Annotated in this window: 18 protein-coding genes and 1 pseudogene; 15 read left to right on the plus strand and 4 right to left on the minus strand. The window is 61.8% G+C overall.

The features are described from left to right. Nucleotides 1–104: 104 nt before the first annotated feature. Nucleotides 105–403 (minus strand): annotated as a pseudogene (locus GJ699_RS20290) (IS3 family transposase); the annotation flags it as partial. Between the two features lie 102 nt (nucleotides 404–505). Between GJ699_RS20290 and GJ699_RS20295 the strand changes: the two are divergent. From GJ699_RS20295 to GJ699_RS20315, 5 genes are all read left to right on the plus strand, one after another. Continuing rightward, nucleotides 506–1,150 carry a TetR/AcrR family transcriptional regulator gene (locus tag GJ699_RS20295; protein ID WP_154379646.1) on the plus strand — a complete coding sequence of 215 codons (645 nt, stop codon included), beginning with the start codon at nucleotides 506–508 and terminating at the stop codon, nucleotides 1,148–1,150. 170 nt (nucleotides 1,151–1,320) lie between these two features. Beyond that, nucleotides 1,321–1,974: a protein-L-isoaspartate O-methyltransferase family protein gene (locus tag GJ699_RS20300; protein ID WP_154379648.1), complete on the plus strand. Its 654-nt coding sequence runs from the start codon at nucleotides 1,321–1,323 to the stop codon at nucleotides 1,972–1,974. 13 nt (nucleotides 1,975–1,987) lie between these two features. Then, entirely contained in the window at nucleotides 1,988–2,311 is a 324-nt protein-coding gene (locus tag GJ699_RS20305) for a rhodanese-like domain-containing protein (RefSeq protein WP_154379650.1), read from the plus strand. An 87-nt stretch (nucleotides 2,312–2,398) separates the two neighbouring features. Continuing rightward, a complete protein-coding gene (locus GJ699_RS20310) occupies nucleotides 2,399–3,721 on the plus strand; it encodes a TolC family outer membrane protein (RefSeq protein ID WP_154379651.1) in 1,323 nt (440 codons plus the stop codon). Nucleotides 3,722–3,871: 150 nt separating this feature from the next. Beyond that, nucleotides 3,872–4,606: an SDR family oxidoreductase gene (locus GJ699_RS20315; RefSeq protein WP_154379653.1), complete on the plus strand. Its 735-nt coding sequence runs from the start codon at nucleotides 3,872–3,874 to the stop codon at nucleotides 4,604–4,606. On the opposite strand, the gene gloA is transcribed toward GJ699_RS20315, so the two are convergent. The 3 genes from gloA to GJ699_RS20330 are packed head-to-tail and all read right to left on the minus strand — an operon-like array spanning nucleotide 4,603 to nucleotide 6,632. Next, on the minus strand, nucleotides 4,603–5,010 hold the full coding sequence (gene gloA, locus GJ699_RS20320) for a lactoylglutathione lyase (RefSeq protein WP_154379655.1): 408 nt from the start codon (nucleotides 5,008–5,010) through the stop codon (nucleotides 4,603–4,605). The two genes, GJ699_RS20315 and gloA, sit on opposite strands and share 4 nt — an antisense overlap. A gap of 40 nt (nucleotides 5,011–5,050) precedes the next feature. Then, nucleotides 5,051–6,379, minus strand: a complete 1,329-nt coding sequence (locus GJ699_RS20325; protein ID WP_154379657.1) for a PQQ-dependent sugar dehydrogenase — start codon at nucleotides 6,377–6,379, stop codon at nucleotides 5,051–5,053. Between the two features lie 13 nt (nucleotides 6,380–6,392). Beyond that, complete coding sequence (locus GJ699_RS20330; RefSeq protein WP_154379659.1) at nucleotides 6,393–6,632, minus strand: hypothetical protein; 240 nt, start codon at nucleotides 6,630–6,632, stop codon at nucleotides 6,393–6,395. Nucleotides 6,633–6,765: 133 nt separating this feature from the next. Here GJ699_RS20330 and GJ699_RS20335 point away from each other — a divergent pair, with 133 nt between their 5' ends. From GJ699_RS20335 to GJ699_RS20380, 10 genes are all read left to right on the plus strand, one after another. Next, complete coding sequence (locus GJ699_RS20335) at nucleotides 6,766–7,854, plus strand: DUF3667 domain-containing protein (RefSeq protein ID WP_154379661.1); 1,089 nt, start codon at nucleotides 6,766–6,768, stop codon at nucleotides 7,852–7,854. Between the two features lie 117 nt (nucleotides 7,855–7,971). Then, a complete protein-coding gene (locus GJ699_RS20340; RefSeq protein ID WP_154379663.1) occupies nucleotides 7,972–8,880 on the plus strand; it encodes an NAD kinase in 909 nt (302 codons plus the stop codon). A gap of 18 nt (nucleotides 8,881–8,898) precedes the next feature. Further along, on the plus strand, nucleotides 8,899–10,551 hold the full coding sequence (gene recN, locus GJ699_RS20345) for a DNA repair protein RecN (protein WP_154379665.1): 1,653 nt from the start codon (nucleotides 8,899–8,901) through the stop codon (nucleotides 10,549–10,551). A 67-nt stretch (nucleotides 10,552–10,618) separates the two neighbouring features. Beyond that, nucleotides 10,619–10,867, plus strand: a complete 249-nt coding sequence (locus GJ699_RS20350) for a hypothetical protein (RefSeq protein WP_229262200.1) — start codon at nucleotides 10,619–10,621, stop codon at nucleotides 10,865–10,867. Between the two features lie 33 nt (nucleotides 10,868–10,900). Further along, nucleotides 10,901–12,010: a ferrochelatase gene (gene hemH, locus GJ699_RS20355; protein ID WP_154379667.1), complete on the plus strand. Its 1,110-nt coding sequence runs from the start codon at nucleotides 10,901–10,903 to the stop codon at nucleotides 12,008–12,010. A gap of 212 nt (nucleotides 12,011–12,222) precedes the next feature. After that, complete coding sequence (gene grpE / locus GJ699_RS20360) at nucleotides 12,223–12,780, plus strand: nucleotide exchange factor GrpE (protein WP_154379669.1); 558 nt, start codon at nucleotides 12,223–12,225, stop codon at nucleotides 12,778–12,780. Nucleotides 12,781–12,855: 75 nt separating this feature from the next. Continuing rightward, entirely contained in the window at nucleotides 12,856–14,790 is a 1,935-nt protein-coding gene (gene dnaK, locus GJ699_RS20365; protein WP_154379671.1) for a molecular chaperone DnaK, read from the plus strand. A 97-nt stretch (nucleotides 14,791–14,887) separates the two neighbouring features. Beyond that, a complete protein-coding gene (gene dnaJ, locus GJ699_RS20370; protein ID WP_154379673.1) occupies nucleotides 14,888–16,012 on the plus strand; it encodes a molecular chaperone DnaJ in 1,125 nt (374 codons plus the stop codon). A 104-nt stretch (nucleotides 16,013–16,116) separates the two neighbouring features. Beyond that, the gene (gene can, locus GJ699_RS20375) at nucleotides 16,117–16,788 is read left to right on the plus strand and encodes a carbonate dehydratase (protein ID WP_154379675.1); all 672 of its coding nucleotides are present in this window, start codon (nucleotides 16,117–16,119) and stop codon (nucleotides 16,786–16,788) included. 95 nt (nucleotides 16,789–16,883) lie between these two features. After that, complete coding sequence (locus tag GJ699_RS20380; protein WP_154379677.1) at nucleotides 16,884–17,753, plus strand: TauD/TfdA dioxygenase family protein; 870 nt, start codon at nucleotides 16,884–16,886, stop codon at nucleotides 17,751–17,753. Nucleotides 17,754–17,760 lie beyond the last annotated feature (7 nt).

Consider the following 17,760-nt stretch of genomic DNA (forward strand, 5'->3'; position numbering starts at 1 on the left):
TTTGAAGCAGCTCCATCTGGAACTGAAAGAACTCGGCTATGAAGGGTCATACGACCGCGTGGCGGCGTTTGCCAGGCAGTGGAAGGCGGGTCAATTGGAATGGGTCAATTCTGCGAGCAAACGAACAATTTATACCCGAGGGTTGAATACTGCCGTTTGCGATTGTTAAACACCTCGATGTACTCAAAGCTGGTTGCCTTCATTTCGGCCTGCGTCGCGTAACGCACTCCGTGGTAGCGCTCGTTCTTAAAACTGTTAAACCAGCTCTCGGTTGGCGAGTATCCCAGCAGTTTCCCTTGCGACTCATCGAACACGTCATGCCGAATTCTGTCAGCTTGGCTTGATACGCCCTGCTGGCTTACTGGCTGCCCCTGTCGGAGTGGTGCAGCACGCCAGGCGCCGGTCAGGTAACTTTGACGATGGCTAGCCAAACAACTCCTGCTTGACGCTGCCCGGCCTTGCGTTTATATTAATGACTCATAAGTAAGTTACTTTCACTACACCCATGCAAGCCCCTCAAGACACCAAGCCACGCTGGGAGCGGCGCAAGGATGCGCGGCCGCAGGAGTTGCTGGCGGCGGCGTTGGAACAATTCGTGGAGCGCGGCTACGCCGCCACCCGTCTGGAGGACGTGGCCAAACGCGCCGGCGTCTCCAAAGGTACCCTGTATTTGTATTTTGCTAACAAGGAAGAACTGTTCAAGGCGGTGGTGCGCGCCAATATCGTCGCGACCATCGGTGAGGCGGAGCAGGATGTGGCCAATTACGACGGCGACAGCGCCGAGTTGCTCGGCACGCTGCTGATGCGCTGGTGGACCGAGATCTGGGCCACGCCGCTGGGCGGCATCACCAAGCTGATACTGGCCGAGGGCCACAATTTCCCCGAGCTGGCGCAGTTCTACAACGAGGAGGTGGTGGCGCGCGGCAGCCTGCTGGTCACCCAGGTGCTGAAGCGCGGCATCGAGCGCGGCGAGTTCCGCCAGGTTGATCCGGTGGTGATGACGCGGGTGCTGATCGCGCCGGTGTTGATGCTGATGATGTGGACCCACTCCTACATGCCGACCTGCGACATGCCGGAAATCACCCCGCAAGACTTCATGGAGACCTTTATCTCCACCAGCCTGCGTGGCCTGAAAGCCAGCGCCGCATGAGATGCCGCTCCTGTTTTTCCGTCCAGCTTGCCATTTTGGTAGGTTCATCCCCCTTAAACTGCAGACTGTCGCAATTTCCCGCGATCCGGCCGTTGTATCGTTAATATGTGCCTCGACGCCAGTTCAACGATAAAATGACGGATTATTTCAATCCCGACCTGAGTCATAAGATGAATATCGAACAAGCCCGCTTCAACATGATCGAACAGCAAATCCGCCCTTGGGACGTCCTGGACACCGAGGTGCTGGCGCTGCTGCACGTGGTTAAACGTGAAAACTTCGTGCCGGCCGCGCACAAGGCGCTGGCCTTTGCCGACATCGAAATCCCGCTGCCGGGCGGCGAGGTCATGCTGGCACCGAAGATCGAAGCCCGTTTGCTGCAAGAGCTGGCGCTGAAAAAACACGAGTCGGCGCTGGAAATCGGCACCGGTTCGGGCTATATGGCCGCGCTGCTGGCGCACCGGGCGCGTCATGTGACGACGGTGGAAGTGGCGCCGGAACTGAAGACGCTGGCCGAGAAGAACCTGGCCGACAACGGCATCACCAATGTGACGGTGGAGCTGGGCAATGGCGCGCAGGGCTGGACCAACGGCGCGCCGTTCGATGTGATCGTGGTGTCCGGCTCGCTGCCGGTGCTGCCGGAAGCGCTGCTGCAGCAACTGAAAGTGGGTGGCCGTCTGGCGGTCATCATCGGCCACGCGCCGGCGATGAAGGCGCAGCTGATCACCCGTACCGGCGAAGCGGGCTACGACACCCGCACCCTGTTCGAAACCAACGTCAAGGCGCTGGCGTCGGCAGTGGAGCCGTCGAAGTTCCAGTTCTGAGACGAGGTAGACCATGCAGCAGATTACCGCGCTGGAGCTGGCCGACTGGCTGGCAGATGACGCGCGTCCGAGCCCGATGTTGCTGGACGTGCGTGAAAACTGGGAATTTGAAACCTGCCGTATTGACGGCTCGGTACAGATTCCAATGAATACCATACCGGCGCGCATCGATGATCTCGATGAGGATGCAGCAATCGTCTGCATCTGCCATCACGGCGCGCGCAGTATGCAGGTGGCCGCCTTCCTGGAGCGTAACGGCTTCGGCAAGATGATCAACCTGACCGGCGGCATTCACGCCTGGGCGCTGCAAGTCGATAGCACGATGGCCAAGTATTAACGGCCCGCGCGCTGGTCGGCCGGCGCGGCGTTGAGGTTTGTGTTTTTGATTTGTTCAACTTTTTTGATGACTCCAACGGAGATTGCAATGCAGAGACCCCTTATCGCCGTGCTGATCGCCAGCGCTGTTTTGACGCTCAACGCACAGGCGGCCGACTTGCTTCAGGTGTACCAGCAGGCACTGGCTAACGACGCGACTTACGCCAGCGCCCGCTCTTCGCTTGCCGCCGGTCAGGAACGCATCACTCAGGGGCGCTCTGTGCTGCTGCCTAGCATTTCGGCCAGCGGCAGCGATACCCGCAATACCGGCGACATCACCGCCGCCAACGTGCTGGGCATCCGCACCAAGAGCGATACCGAGTACAACTACAACACTTACACGGTGTCGCTGTCGCAGCCGCTGTTCAACTGGGGCGCGTGGCAGACCTACCAACAGAGCAAGCTGGTGCAGGCCACCGCCGAAGCCACTTTCTCCCAGGCGCAGCAGGATCTGATCGTGCGCGTGGCGCAAGCCTATTTCGACGTGCTGACCGCACAGGACGCGCTGACCGCGACCCAGGCGCAGAAGGTGGCCACCACCGAACAGCTGGCCTCGGCCAAGCGCAATTTCGAGGTCGGCACCCAGACCATCACCGATACCCACGAGGCGCAGGCGGCCTACGATCTGGTGGTGGCGCAGGAATACGCGGCCATCAATGACCTTGACAACAAGCGCACCGCGCTGCAGGTTGTGATCGGCCAGGTGCCGGGCGATCTGGCGCCGCTGCGCCCTGGCGTGACCATCGCGCCGCCGTCGCCGGCGGCGGTGGAGCCATGGGTCAGCTCGGCTGAGACACAGAATTATTCGGTGGTTGCCGCCGGCCTCAACGTGGAGATCGCCAAGCGCGAAATCGCCCGCAGCCGCGCCGATCACCTGCCAACCGCTAATCTGGTGGCCACCACCGGCCGCACCCGCCAGACCGGCGATGGCGGCAGCCTGGTCAACAACAATGCGATCGGCGTCAGCTGGAATATCCCGATCTTCAGCGGCTTTGCCATCACCAGCAAGGTGCGTGAAAACATCGCCCTGGAAGACAAGGCACGCAACGATCTGGAGGCGACCAAGCGCGCCGCCTCGCAAAGCGCGCGTTCGGCCTTCCTGGGCATGAACAGCGGTCTGGCGCAGGTCAAGGCGCTGGAGGCGGCGGAAGTGTCGAGCAAATCGTCGCTGGAATCGAACAAGCTGGGCTATCAAGTCGGCGTGCGGATTAACATCGACGTGCTGAATGCGCAAAAGCTGCTGTACTCGACCCAGAAAGATCTGTCCAAGGCGCGTTACGATACGCTGATGAACGGCCTGCGCCTGAAAGCCGCGGCCGGCTCGCTGAAGGAAGAGGATCTGGCGCCAGTCAATGCGCTGCTGACGCACTAATCATCCTTGCAAACGCCGGCTAGTCCGGCGTTTTTTACATTGGCATTATTAGTGAAAATTGCATGGTCATAGCAGTTTTCATGGGTTTATTGGTCTTCTGTTGCGGAGCATACTGGCTCCATCGATACCACCAACAGAAGGAGCAAGACCATGAAACAAGTAGCTATCATCACCGGCGCATCGCGTGGCATCGGTGCCGCCATCGCCCAACGTCTGGCCAGCGACGGCTTTGCCGTGGTGGTCAACTATGCCGGCAATGTGGCCGAGGCCGATAAGGTGGTGGCCGCCATAGTCGCCAACGGCGGCACGGCCATCGCGGTGCAGGGCGACGTCGCCAAGGCGGCCGATGTACGCAATCTGTTTGACCAGGCCATCGCCCAACTGGGTCGGGTGGACGTGCTGGTAAATAACGCCGGCATCATGCCGCCCAATCTGCCGCAACTGGCCGCCACCGATGACGACACCTTCGACCGCCTGGTCGCGGTCAACCTCAAGGGCAGCTTCAACACCATGCGCGAAGCGACGGCGCGGCTGGAGCAGGGCGGCCGCATCATCAATTTCTCGTCCAGCCTGGTGGGCACGCTGCTGCCTGGCTACTCGGCCTACGCGGCCACCAAGGCCGGGGTGGAAGCCATGACCAGCATCCTGGCCAAGGAACTGCGCGGCAAGAACATTACCGTCAACGCGGTCGCGCCCGGCCCTACCGCCACGGCGCTGTTCCTGGATGGGAAAACGCCCGAAGTCATCGAGCGTCTGGCCAAGATGGCGCCGCTGGAGCGGCTGGGCCAGCCGGAGGATATTGCCGGCGCCGTGTCCTTCCTGGCCGGCCCGGATGGCAGCTGGATTAACGGTCAGACACTGCGCGCCAACGGCGGCATGGTTTAAAGACCGGCGCCAGCGCCGTCAAAGCTGCGTTCGATCAGTTCAATTTTGTAGCCATCGGGATCGGTGACGAAGGCGATTACGGTGCTGCCGCCTTTGACCGGGCCCGGCTCGCGGGTGACGCTGCCGCCGTTGGCTTTGACGGCGGCGGCGGCGCTGTAGATGTCGGTCGCGGAAATCGCGATGTGACCGTAGGCGTTGCCCATGTCGTAGCTGGTGGTGCCGTAGTTGTAGGTCAGTTCCAGCTCGGCGTGGTCCGGATTGGAGCCGTAGCCGAGGAAGGCCAGCGTGTACTTGTATTCCGGATTGTCACTGGTGCGTAGCAGTTTCATGCCGAGGACATTGGTGTAGAAATCGATCGAGCGTTGCAGGTCGCCAACTCGCAGCATGGTGTGCAGTATGCGCATGGTAAATCCTTGTTTAAGATGAAGCAAAGCAGGGATTTTATCAGTGGCTGGCGGATTGTGCCGGTGCCGCCGCTGCCGCTGGCGCCACGCGCCAGATCACGTTGCCGACGTCGTCGGCCACCAGCAGCGCGCCGGCCTGGTCCACCGCCACGCCCACCGGCCGGCCGCGTGCCTTGCCATCCTGGTCGAGGAAGCCGGCCAGGAAATCCTGCGGCGGTCCGGACGGCTTGCCGCCGCTGAACGGAATGAACACCACCTTGTAGCCGCTGTGCGGCTTGCGGTTCCACGACCCATGCTGGCCGATGAACACGCCGCCCTGGTACTGGCGCGGGAACAGCGCGGCGTTATAAAAACTCAGGCCGAGCGAGGCGGTGTGCGCGCCCAGCGCGTAATCCGGCGCGATGGCCTTGGCCACCAGTTCCGGTTTCTGCGGCGAGACGCGGCTGTCGACGTGCTGGCCGAAGTAGCTGTACGGCCAGCCGTAGAAGCCGCCTTCCTTCACCGAGGTCATGTAGTCGGGCACGAGGTCATTGCCCAGTTCGTCGCGCTCGTTGACGGTGGTCCACAGCGTCTTGGTCTGTGGTTCCCAGTCCATGCCGTTGGCATTGCGCAAGCCGGTGGCGTATAGCCTGGATTTATTGGTGGCGATCTCCAGCTGCCAGATCGCGGCGCGGCCCTGTTCCGCGTCCATGCCGTTCTCGGCCACGTTGCTGTTGGAGCCGACCGTGGCGTACAGGTATTTGCCGTCCGGGCTGGCGACCAGGTTCTTGGTCCAGTGGTGGTTGATGGTGCCGGCCGGCAGGTCCATCACCTTGGTGCCGGCGACGCTGATGCTGGTGTCGCCTTGTTGGTAGGGGAAGCGCAGCACCGCATCGGTGTCGGCCACGTACAGATACTTGCCCACCAGCGCCATGCCGAACGGCGAGTTCAAGCCCTTGATGAAAACGCTGCGGCTTTGCGCGCCGCCTTTGCCGTCCAGTCCGCGCAACAGGGTGATGCGGTTGGCCGATTCGGTGGCGGCGCCGGCTTTCTTCTGCACCTGTTTCATCACCATGCCCTTGATGCCCTTGCCGTCGTCCGGCTTGGCCGGAGCGTTGGTTTCGGCCACCAGCACGTCGCCATTGGGCAGCACATACAGCCAGCGCGGATGGTCGAGCCCGCGCGCGTAGGCGCTGACGGCAAAGCCGGCCGCCGCGCTGGGCTGTTGCTGCGCGCCCCATGATGAGGCGGGCGCGATATTGACGGTGGGGATCAGCTTGCGCTCCGGTTCCGGCAACTGCGGGGTGGGGCCGAAGCCGACCGGATAGCTTTGCGCTGCGGCCCACAGCGGGGCCAGGCTCAACAGGAGGAGGGCGGGTGCTGATCGCATCGATGGCCTCCCGTCAGTCGCGCTTGATGTGCGGTTGCGGCGCGGCTTGCGCATCCGGGCGCGGTTTTTGCACGCCTCGCTGGTTGTGCAGGTCGGTGTCGACCAAGCCGCTGTCGATGTCGCGCGCGGCCTGTTCGATGATGCTGTGCTGCTTGTTGCCTTGGTTGTCGGGCGCTTCGTCGCGCTCGTGCGGCATGCGTTTGACGCCGTCGTTCTTCACCTTGGCGTCGGTGTTGACGTGCTGGTCTTTCATGGCTGCCTCCGTCGTGGCTTAGTTGTGACAGCTATCTTAACCAGTTGGTTTTACATCAGTCGCCAGATTGAATTTTGACAATATTGCCGGGAACTCGTTTATCATTTAGACCACTTTTGAAGGGATTTGACGCATGAGCACTGCCGCCGCGCCGGAAAACTGCGCCAACTGTGAAACGCCGCTGGGCGGCCATTACTGTTCCAACTGCGGCCAGGAGGCGGTGCTGCACCATGCCAGCACACGCGAGTTTTTGCACGAGTTCGTCGGCCATTATGTGGCGCTGGAGGGCAAGCTGTGGGGCTCGCTGGCGCGGCTGATGTTCCGCCCCGGCCTGCTGACCAATGAGTACATCCGAGGCCGTCGCGTGCGCTTCGTGCAGCCGCTGCGTTTGTATCTGTCGTTCAGCCTGCTGTTCTTCGCGCTGCTGAAGTTCGGCGGCCACAGTCCGCAGGTCGACGACGAGGACAAGGACGACAAGATCGCGCTGGTGGAGCAGACCGCCAAACAGGCCAAGGAATTGGGCAAGCTGGTGCCGAAGCCCGCGCCGGCCGATACCGCCGGCGAGGCGGCGGCGGAAGCGGCCATCGCCGACATGGAGCGGGACCAGAACGCGGCGGCGCGCGAAAGCATCAAGGCCGCCAAGGCCGCCGCGCGCGAGGTGGCCCAGCAAGCGGCCCGGCCGGCATCGGCCAAGCCGGACAGTGTGGCCGAACCGGGCGCCAAGGACGACGACAAGCACAAGATGGCGCGCGACGATGTCGACCAATGGTTGGCGGATCGCGGCTGGGAATCGCTGCGCCACAAGTGGAATGCGCTGCAGGACTTGCCGGCCGAGCAGCAGAAGGAAGCGCTGCAGGCTGGCTTCTACCACTACGCGCCGTACGCGATCTTTTGCCTGATGCCGTTCTTCGCGCTGTACCTGAAGGTGCTGTACCTCGGCTCCGGGCGCCGTTTTGGTGAGCATGTGCTGTTCGCGCTGCACACCAACGCTTTTGCGTTCCTGATGTTCAGCCTGATGCTGGTAATCCCGGTCGGCCTGGTCCGGTTCGCGCTGTGGTGCTGGCTGCTGGGCTATCTGCCGTGGGCGATGCGGCGCGTGTACCACAGCGGCCGCGCCGGCACCATCGCGCGCTGGGCGGTGCTGATGTTCTTTTACAGTATCTCGATCGGCATCGCGCTGGGCGTGGCCGGGGCGATCGGCGCGGCCACGGCCGGCCATTGAGGCTTGCGTTATATACTGTTTAAATGTACAGTAACGACGCTGGGGAAGATAGCCGAACAGGGCGATATGGGTTACCCTGCTGCGTGTTCTTCCCCCTAGCCCGAAGCCGAGAATTATATGACCGCCACGCACGCTGTTTTTCACACTATCGCACTGGTCGTGCGCCCGAATACCGACGGCATCGCCGAATCGGTCACCAGCGTGGTCGAATTCCTGCAAGGCGGCGGTTACGAGGTGGTGTTCGATGACTCCACCGCCGCCCATCTAGGCCTGCAGTTCGATGATGTGCGCGTGATGGACGCCGCCGGCATCGGCGCCGGCTGCGACGCCGCCATCGTCATGGGCGGTGATGGCACCATGCTGGGTATCGCGCGCCAGCTGGCGCCGTTCAATGTGCCGCTGATCGGCATCAACCAGGGCCGCCTCGGCTTCATGACCGATATTCCACTGGATGGCATGCTGGATGTGCTGTCGCGCATTCTGAGCGGCAGCTACAAGGCCGAGCGCCGCACGCTGCTGGAAGGGCGGGTGCTGCGCGGCGACGATGTGATTCACGTCGGCATGGCCGTCAACGACGTGGTGGTGATGCGCGGCAGCGGCGCCGGCATGGCCGAGCTGCGGGTCGATGTCGACGGCCAGTTCATGTACAACCAGCGTTCCGATGGCCTGATTATCTCGACCCCGACCGGGTCGACGGCTTACTCCTTGTCCGCCGGCGGGCCGCTGCTGCATCCATCGCTGGGCGGCATCGTGATGGTGCCGATCGCGCCGCACGCGCTGTCCAACCGGCCGATCGTGCTGCCCGAATCCAGCGAGATCGTGGTGGAGATCGTGCGCGGGCGCGACATCAGTGTCAACTTCGATATGCAAACCTTCGCCAGCCTGCAGTCGCAGGACCGGATCGTGATCCAGCGCTCGCCGCACGCGATCACCTTCCTGCATCCGGACGGCTGGAGCTATTACCACACCCTGCGGGAAAAACTGCACTGGAATGAGTATCCGTCCGGTGAGGGCAAACTCGCTTAACCACACTTACAGGTCTCCATGCTGCGTACCCTGTCCATTCGTGATTTCGTTATCGTCGATACGATAGAACTGGAATTCTCCGCCGGCTTTACGGTGTTCACCGGCGAGACCGGGGCCGGTAAATCGATTTTGATCGATGCGCTGACGCTGGCGCTGGGCGGCCGTGGCGACGCCAGCGTGGTGCGCGAGGGCGCGGCCAAGGCCGACATCACGGCGGACTTCGCGCTCAGCGCGCAGGCGCGCGCGTGGCTGGAGGCGAACGAATTCGCGGTGGAAGAGGATGGCGCGCTGCTGCGTCGGGTGATAGACAACGCCGGTCGCAGCAAGGCGTACATCAACGGCATCGCGGCCACGGCGTCGCAGTTGCGCGAGCTGGGCGACCTGCTGGTCGACATCCACGGCCAGCACGCGCACCAATCGCTGATGAAGACCGAGGCGCAGCGCGATCTGCTGGATAGCCAGGCCGGTGCCGTTGGCGAAGCGCGCGCGGTGGCCACGGCATACAAGGCGTGGCGCGCGCTGGCCAGGCAGCTGGAGGAATTCGAGACCAACGCGGCCAATGTGCTGTATGAGCGCGAGCGGCTGGAGTGGCAGGTCACCGAGCTGGAAAAGCTGGCGGTCAAGCCGGGCGAGTGGGCGGAGGTCAGCAATGAGCAGAGCCGTTTGTCGCACGCGGCCAGTCTGATGGAGGGCGCGCAGGAGGCGCTGGCCGTCATCTCGGAGGCGGAGGAACATCCGATCCTGTCGCAGCTGTCGTCGCTGAATCAGAAGCTGGGCAAGCTGGCCGATATCGACAGCGGCCTGCAGCCGATTGTGGATCTGATTGAGCCGGCGCGCATCCAGCTGCAGGAAGCGGTGTATGCGATCAACGATTATCTGGACCGCGTGGATCTGGACCCGGCGCGCCTGCGCACGGTGGAGGCGCGCATGGATGCGATTCATTCGGCGGCGCGCAAGTTCCGCGTGCCGGAGGAGCAGCTGCACGAGGAGCACAGCAAGCTGGCGACGCGGCTGTCGCAACTGGCCGATGCCAGCGATCTGGATGGCTTGCGCAAGCAGGAGGAAAAGCTGAAGGCGGCCTATCTGGTGGATGCACACCAGCTGTCGGCCACGCGCGCGCGCGCCGCGCAGCAGTTGGGGGCGGCGGTCACCAAGGCGATGCAGGAATTGAACATGACTGGCGGTCGCTTCGAGGTCGCGCTGCATGCGTGCGAGCCGGCGGCGTATGGTGTCGAGCAGGTGGAGTTCCTGGTGGCCGGTCATGCCGGCGTGGCGGCGCGTTCGCTGGCCAAGGTGGCGTCGGGCGGTGAGCTGGCGCGGATCTCGCTGGCGATTTCGGTGATCACGTCGAATGCGACCACGGTGCCGACGCTGATCTTCGATGAAGTGGATAGCGGCATCGGCGGCGGCGTGGCGGAAGTGGTGGGGCGCTTGCTGCGTCGTCTGGGCCAGGAGCGTCAGGTGCTGTGCGTGACGCACTTGCCGCAGGTGGCCAGTCAGGCCGGCCAACACTTCCAGGTGGCCAAGGGCACGCTGGACAACGGCAAGACCGCCTCGCGCATCGAGGTGCTGGATGCCAAATCGCGGGTGGAGGAAATCGCCCGCATGCTGGGCGGCCTGGAAATCACCGCCACCACCCGCAAGCACGCGCGCGAGCTGCTGGCCTCTTGATATAGCTCAGTTCAGCGCGAACAAAACGCGCTAGTATTGATCAATGCCCTTTACAAGGGAGGCGATCATGGAAACAGAGCAACGAATTGATAGGATGGAAGAAGTCGTTGCCGACACCAGGCAACGGCTGGTACGCATCGAGGTACAGCTGGCTGGCGTTGAAGCACGCATGTCGACCAAGGAAGATATCGCCATATTGCGCACGGAATTGGCACATATGGAGCTGAGGATGCTGAAGTGGTTTATCGGTACCGCCATTACGCTAACCGCTGCGGCAAGCACCATCGTTTTCGCGATAGCAAAGCTTATCCATTAAGATAGGGGCTTACGGTGCAACCTTAAGCCATTCATGACCTTCCAAACCGAACCTCCCCACAAACACGGCAGTGTCAGCCGCAGCGCCATCGTGCTGGTGAACCTGGGCACGCCCGATGAGCCGACCCGCTCCGCCGTACGCCGCTATCTGAAGCAATTCCTGTCCGACCCGCGCGTGGTCGAAATCCCGAAAGCGGTGTGGTGGTTCATCCTCAACCTGATTATCCTGCCGTTCCGCTCCGGCCAGTCGGCCAAGAAATATGCGTCGATCTGGACCCGCGACGGCTCGCCACTGCGCACCCACACCGCCGCGCAAGCGCTGTACCTGCGCGGCGCGCTGGGCGAACGCGGCCATCAGGATCTGACCGTCGCCATGGCCATGCGCTACGGCTCGCCATCGCTGCCGGAAGTGCTGAGCAAGCTGAAGGCCGATGGCGCCGAGCGCATCCTGTTGCTGCCGGCATATCCGCAATACTCCGGCACCACCACCGGCTCGATCTACGACGCCGTGTTCCAGCATTACGGCAGCGTGCGCAACATCCCCGAGCTGCGCTTCGTCCGCAACTATCACGACCACGACGGCTATATCCGCGCGCTGCAGCAGTCGGTGCTGGCGCACTGGGAGCAGAATGGCCGCCCGGAAAAGCTGGTGATGTCCTTCCACGGCGTGCCCAAGCGCACGCTGCTGCTGGGCGATCCGTATCACTGCGAATGCCTCAAAACCGCGCGCCTGCTGGCCGCAGCGCTCAAGCTGACGCCGGAACAGTACGTGGTCACCTTCCAGTCGCGCTTCGGCAAGGCCGAGTGGCTGCAGCCTTACACCGCGCCCACCGTGGCGCAGCTGGCCAAGGATGGCGTGCGCAAGCTGGATGTGATCTGTCCCGGCTTCATCAGCGACTGCCTGGAAACGCTGGAAGAAATCGCGATGGAAGTGCGGCACGACTTCGAAGCCAACGGCGGCAAGGAGTTCAGCTATATCCCTTGCCTGAACGAATCGCCGGCCTGGATCGCCGCGCTGGCGGAGATTGCCGAGCAGCACATCATCGGCTGGCCGACGCAGATGTCGCCGTCGCAGCGCGAGCAGCGCAAAAAAGACGCCGAAGCCGGCCGCGCCACCGCGCTTCAGCTCGGCGCAACCGACTGAAAAGCAACATTACCCGCCTCACCACACCGTCACCCGATAATCAGCACTTGCGGGTGACGAGTGCCAGCCTGTTAAAATAGCCGCCTGATGCAAATCTGATGTTATCAAGATGGCAGGCAAAAAAACCCTTGAAAACATAGGTTATTGCCCCATTTGCTGCCACAGCGGTAATAAAAGTAATGTCAAACAAATACGATCGTAGGAGTCTCTAGATGCAAGATCAGGAAAACCAAGCCGTACCACCTAATCCAGAGGCGGCAGAAGCCGCTGCGTCGGCCCCACCATCGACTCCGGAACAAGCTGCCGGCCTGCCATCGCTGGAAGAGCAGCTGGCCGCCACCGAAGCCAAGCTGGCCGAAATGCACGACGCCTTCATGCGCGCCAAAGCCGACGGTGAAAACATCCGTCGCCGCGCCCAGGAAGACGTGGCCAAGGCGCACAAGTTTGCGGTTGAAAACTTTGCCGAAGCCATGGTGCCGGTCAAGGACAGCCTGGAAATGGCGCTGAAAGTCGAGGCGCCAACCATCGAATCGCTGAAAGAAGGCGTCGAGATGACGCTGAAGCAGCTGTCGTCGGCCTTCGAACGCAACCGCCTGATCGCCATCGAACCGGCCCAGGGCGAGAAGCTGGACCCGAACAAGCACCAGGCCGTGGCCGTGGTGCCGGCTGACCAGGAAGCCAATACCGTTGTTGCCGTGCTGCAAAAAGGTTATATGATCGCGGATCGCCTGCTGCGTCCGGCCATCGTCACCGCGGCGCAAGCAAAGTAATTTTAAGCACTTGAAAACATAGCGCTTTTCCACATATAAGAACCATCTGAACTCTAGCAAATAAGGAATAAAATCATGGGTCGAATTATCGGTATCGATTTGGGAACCACCAACTCCTGCGTTTCCGTAATGGAAAACGGCCAGCCTAAGGTCATCGAAAACGCCGAAGGTGCGCGCACGACGCCATCCATCATTGCTTACCAAGAAGATGGTGAAATTCTGGTCGGCGCGCCGGCAAAACGCCAGGCCGTGACCAACCCGAAAAACACGCTGTTCGCTGTCAAGCGTCTGATCGGTCGCAAGTTTGACGAGAAAGAAGTGCAGAAAGACATCGGTCTGATGCCTTACTCGATCACCAAGGCCGACAACGGCGACGCCTGGATTGGCGTGCGCGACAAGAAACTGGCTCCTCCGCAAATCTCGGCGGAAGTGCTGCGCAAGATGAAGAAAACCGCTGAAGACTACCTGGGTGAAGAAGTCACCGAGGCCGTCATCACCGTGCCGGCTTACTTCAATGACTCGCAGCGTCAGGCCACCAAAGACGCCGGCCGTATCGCTGGTCTGGAAGTCAAGCGCATCATCAACGAACCTACCGCGGCCGCGCTGGCTTTCGGCCTGGACAAGTCGGAAAAGGGCGACCGCAAGATCGCCGTGTATGACTTGGGCGGCGGTACCTTCGACGTGTCGATCATTGAAATCGCCGACGTGGATGGCGAGAAGCAGTTCGAAGTGCTGTCGACCAACGGCGACACCTTCCTGGGCGGCGAAGACTTCGACCAGCGCATCATCGATTACATCATCGAAGAGTTCAAAAAGGTCAACGGCCTGGATCTGAAAAAAGATCCGATCGCACTGCAGCGTATCAAGGCATCGGCCGAGCGCGCGAAGATCGAACTGTCGTCGTCGCAGCAGACCGAAATCAACGAGCCGTACATTGCCATGGCGAACGGCGCGCCGGTCCACCTGACCCTGAAAATGACCCGCGCCAAGCTGGAATCGCTGGTGGAAGAGCTGATCATCGCCACCATCGAGCCATGCAAGACCGCGATCAAGGACGCTGGCGTCAAGGTTTCGGACATCGACGACATCATTCTGGTCGGCGGTATGACCCGTATGCCGAAGGTGCAGGAAAAAGTGAAAGAGTTCTTCGGCAAGGATCCACGTAAAGACGTGAACCCGGACGAAGCGGTTGCGGTGGGCGCGGCGATTCAAGGTTCGGTGCTGTCGGGCGAGCGCAAAGACTTGCTGCTGCTGGACGTCACCCCCCTGTCGCTGGGTATCGAAACCCTGGGCGGCGTGATGACCAAGATGATCCAGAAGAACACCACGATTCCGACCAAGTTCTCGCAAGTGTTCTCGACCGCCGATGACAACCAGCCTGCGGTGACCATCAAGGTCTACCAGGGCGAGCGTGAAATCGCGGCCGGCAACAAGAGCCTGGGCGAATTCAATCTGGAAGGCATCCCGCCAGCAGCACGCGGCACGCCACAGATCGAAGTGACCTTCGACATCGACGCCAACGGCATTCTGCACGTCGGCGCCAAGGACAAGGCCACCGGCAAAGAGAACAAGATCACGATCAAGGCCAACTCCGGTCTGACCGAGCAAGAAATCCAGAAGATGGTCAAGGATGCCGAGCTCAACGCGGAAGAGGACAAGAAAGTGAAGGAACTGGCTGAGTCGCGCAATCAAGCTGACGCGCTGGTGCACTCGACCCGCAAGTCGCTGACCGAATACGGCGACAAGCTGGAAGCTGGCGAGAAAGAGAAGATCGAAGCCGCGATCACCGACCTGGAAGGTTCGATCAAGGCGGGCGACAAGGCCGAGATCGACGCCAAGGTGGCAGCGCTGTCGACCGCTTCGCAGAAGCTGGGCGAGAAGATGTACGCTGACATGCAGGCGCAGCAGGCTGCCGGTGGTGCCGAAGGCGCCGCGCCGGGCGCGGAGCAGGCCAAGCCGCAGGACGACGTGGTTGACGCCGACTTCAAAGAAGTCAAAGACAGCAAGTAATCCGATCTCTCCGAGATCTACGCCGAGTCGTGTGGCCACGCCGCCGGCTCGGCTTTTTCGCATAAATCAGTACAGAATATAAGCAAGGTCCGAACATATGGCAAAGCGTGATTTCTACGAGATACTGGGTGTCTCCAAAAGCGCATCGGAAGACGAGATCAAGAAGGCTTATCGCAAGCTGGCGATGAAGTACCATCCGGACCGCAATCCGGACAGCAAGGACGCTGAAGAAAAATTCAAGGAAGTCAAAGAAGCCTACGAGATGCTGACCAACCCGGAAAAGCGCGAGGCGTATGACCGCTACGGTCACGCTGGCGTCGATCCGAACATGGGCGGCGGTGGCGGCTTTGGTGGCGCCGGCGGTTTTGGCGATGCGTTCGGCGACATCTTCGGTGACATCTTTGGCGGTGGCCGCGGTCGCGGCCAGGGGCCGCAGGTGTACCGTGGCGCCGACCTGCGCTACAACCTGGAAATCACGCTGGAACAGGCGGCGCACGGCTTCGACACCACCATCCGCGTGCCGTCGTGGGACAAGTGCGACACCTGCCACGGTACCGGCGCCAAGCCGGGCACTTCGCCGGTGACCTGCTCGACCTGCGCCGGCCACGGCCAGGTGCGCATGCAGCAGGGCTTCTTCAGCATCCAGCAGACCTGCCCGAAATGCCATGGCACCGGCAAGATCATCCCTGAGCCATGCGCCGCGTGCTCGGGCCAGGGCCGCATCAAGCGCAACAAAACGCTGGAAGTGAAGATCCCGGTCGGTATCGACAACGGCATGCGTATCCGCTCGTCCGGCAACGGCGAGCCGGGCACCAATGGCGGGCCGTCGGGCGACTTGTACGTGGAAATCCACATCAAGCCGCACCCGGTGTTCCAGCGCGAGGGCGACGACCTGCATTGCGAAATGCCGATCTCGTTCGCCAAGGCGGCGCTGGGTGGCGAAATCGAAGTGCCGACACTCTCTGGTAAAGTAGCGTTTACGATCCCCGAAGGCACCCAGTCGAGCAAGACCTTCCGCCTCAAGGGCAAGGGCATCAAAGGCGTGCGCTCCGGCTTCGCCGGCGACCTGTTCTGCCACGTCGCGGTCGAGACCCCGGTCAAGCTGACCGAGCGTCAGAAGGAACTGTTGCGTGAGTTCGAGAAGTCGACCACCGAAGGCGGTGCCAAGCACAGCCCGCAGACCAAAACCTGGCGCGACAAGGTGAAGGATTTTTTTGAGTAACGAGTTTGCGTCACTGCGGCGTCACGCCGCATAGGTAATATCAAGACCGCCGCGCTGCCTTTTCCGGGTAGACCGGCGGTCTCTTTATGTACGAGAGGAGCATCATGGAAAGCCTGAAAAACAGCACGTCCCCCCTGCGTCACCTGCTGGAGAACAACCGCCAATGGGCGGCCTCGGAAATCGCGCGCGATCCCGACTTCTTCAACCGCCTGGCCACCCAGGCGGCGCCGGAATACCTGTGGATCGGTTGCTCGGACAGCCGGGTGCCGGCGAATGAACTGCTGGGCCTGGCGCCTGGCGACGTGTTCGTTCATCGCAACATCGCCAACGTGGTGGTGCACTCCGACCTGAACTGTCTGTCGGTGCTGCAGTTTGCGATCGAGGTACTGAAGGTCAAGCACGTGATCATCGTCGGCCACTATGGTTGCAAGGGCGTGCACGCCGCCATGACCGGCGCCCGCGTCGGCCTGGTCGACAACTGGCTGCGCCACGTCTACGACGTGGGCCAGAAGCACGAGCGCTACATGGGCACGGTGGTCAACGAACAGAAACGCTCGGAGCGTCTGGTCGAGCTGAACGTGGTGGAGCAAGTGAACAACGTGGTGCAAACCACCATCGTGCGCGACGCCTGGGACCGTGGCCAGGACCTGACCGTGCACGGCTGGGTGTACGGCATCAACGACGGCAAGCTGCAAGACATGGGCATCGCCGTCAGCGCCCTCGACCAACTGGCCCCCGCCGTCGCCGCGCGCCTGGCGAAGTACGACGCCGCTTAAACGCTATTTCAGCATAACGATATCGGATAAGCTTCGTTTTCTAAATAAGGACGGCGGCATAGACTGTATGGCACGACTTTCTCAAGGTGTGTGCCATGGCTGCCGTTCTGCAGGATACTTTTCAGGTTGCGTTATTTGATGCGCCGCTCGGCGCGGAGATTATCGGGCTGGACCTGAACCGCCCGCTGCCGCCGCGCGAGTTCCAACGCATTCACAAGGCGCATCTGGATCACCATCTGCTGGTGTTCCGCGATCAGCGCATCACGCCGCAGCAGCAAATCGACTTCAGCCGCCGTTTCGGCCCGCTGCAGATCCATGTGCTGCGCAACTTCCAGCTGGCCGATCATCCCGAGGTGCTGGTGATTTCCAACATCATCGAGAACGGCAAGCCGATCGGCCTCGGCGACGCCGGCCATTTCTGGCATTCCGATCTATCGTACAAGGACAAGCCCAGCCTGGGCTCGCTGCTGCACGCGCAGGAGTTGCCGGCCGAAGGTGGCGATACCTTGTTCGCCAATATGCATCTGGCCTATGACACGCTGCCGGCCGCGTTGCGGCACGCGGTGCATGGCGCGCGCGCCGAGCACAGCTATCTGGCGCAATACGAGGAACTGCGTCGCCGCAGTCCGTTCCGTCCGGCGCTGACGCAGGCGCAGATCGATGAGGTCAAGCCGGTGCTGCATCCGGTGGTGCGCACCCATCCGGAGACCGGCCGCAAGGCGCTGTTCGTCAGCGAGCATTTCACTACCCGCATCGTCGGCCTGCCCGAGGATGAAAGCCGCGCGCTGCTGGACGAATTGTTCGCGCACAGCGTCCAGCCGGAGCATGTGTACCGCCATCGCTGGGCACCGCATGACCTGGTGTTCTGGGATAACCGTTCGCTGATGCATCTGGCCGGCGGCACGCCCGAACATCTGCGTCGCAAGTTGTACCGCACCACCATCGAAGGCGATGTGCCTTTCTGATTACCAC

Origin of the sequence: Duganella guangzhouensis (genome assembly GCF_009674535.1) — a bacterium.
Taxonomy (GTDB): Bacteria; Pseudomonadota; Gammaproteobacteria; order Burkholderiales; family Burkholderiaceae_D; genus Rugamonas; species Rugamonas guangzhouensis.

Bases quoted from the DNA above. Each gene is read 5' to 3' on its own strand.
- GJ699_RS20295 (WP_154379646.1), top strand. From the start codon at position 506: ATGCAAGCCCCTCAAGACACCAAGCCACGCTGGGAGCGGCGCAAGGAT.
- GJ699_RS20300 (WP_154379648.1), top strand. From the start codon at position 1,321: ATGAATATCGAACAAGCCCGCTTCAACATGATCGAACAGCAAATCCGC.
- GJ699_RS20305 (WP_154379650.1), top strand. From the start codon at position 1,988: ATGCAGCAGATTACCGCGCTGGAGCTGGCCGACTGGCTGGCAGATGAC.
- GJ699_RS20310 (WP_154379651.1), top strand. From the start codon at position 2,399: ATGCAGAGACCCCTTATCGCCGTGCTGATCGCCAGCGCTGTTTTGACG.
- GJ699_RS20315 (WP_154379653.1), top strand. From the start codon at position 3,872: ATGAAACAAGTAGCTATCATCACCGGCGCATCGCGTGGCATCGGTGCC.
- gloA (WP_154379655.1), bottom strand. From the start codon at position 5,010: ATGCGCATACTGCACACCATGCTGCGAGTTGGCGACCTGCAACGCTCG.
- GJ699_RS20325 (WP_154379657.1), bottom strand. From the start codon at position 6,379: ATGCGATCAGCACCCGCCCTCCTCCTGTTGAGCCTGGCCCCGCTGTGG.
- GJ699_RS20330 (WP_154379659.1), bottom strand. From the start codon at position 6,632: ATGAAAGACCAGCACGTCAACACCGACGCCAAGGTGAAGAACGACGGC.
- GJ699_RS20335 (WP_154379661.1), top strand. From the start codon at position 6,766: ATGAGCACTGCCGCCGCGCCGGAAAACTGCGCCAACTGTGAAACGCCG.
- GJ699_RS20340 (WP_154379663.1), top strand. From the start codon at position 7,972: ATGACCGCCACGCACGCTGTTTTTCACACTATCGCACTGGTCGTGCGC.
- recN (WP_154379665.1), top strand. From the start codon at position 8,899: ATGCTGCGTACCCTGTCCATTCGTGATTTCGTTATCGTCGATACGATA.
- GJ699_RS20350 (WP_229262200.1), top strand. From the start codon at position 10,619: ATGGAAACAGAGCAACGAATTGATAGGATGGAAGAAGTCGTTGCCGAC.
- hemH (WP_154379667.1), top strand. From the start codon at position 10,901: ATGACCTTCCAAACCGAACCTCCCCACAAACACGGCAGTGTCAGCCGC.
- grpE (WP_154379669.1), top strand. From the start codon at position 12,223: ATGCAAGATCAGGAAAACCAAGCCGTACCACCTAATCCAGAGGCGGCA.
- dnaK (WP_154379671.1), top strand. From the start codon at position 12,856: ATGGGTCGAATTATCGGTATCGATTTGGGAACCACCAACTCCTGCGTT.
- dnaJ (WP_154379673.1), top strand. From the start codon at position 14,888: ATGGCAAAGCGTGATTTCTACGAGATACTGGGTGTCTCCAAAAGCGCA.
- can (WP_154379675.1), top strand. From the start codon at position 16,117: ATGGAAAGCCTGAAAAACAGCACGTCCCCCCTGCGTCACCTGCTGGAG.
- GJ699_RS20380 (WP_154379677.1), top strand. From the start codon at position 16,884: ATGGCTGCCGTTCTGCAGGATACTTTTCAGGTTGCGTTATTTGATGCG.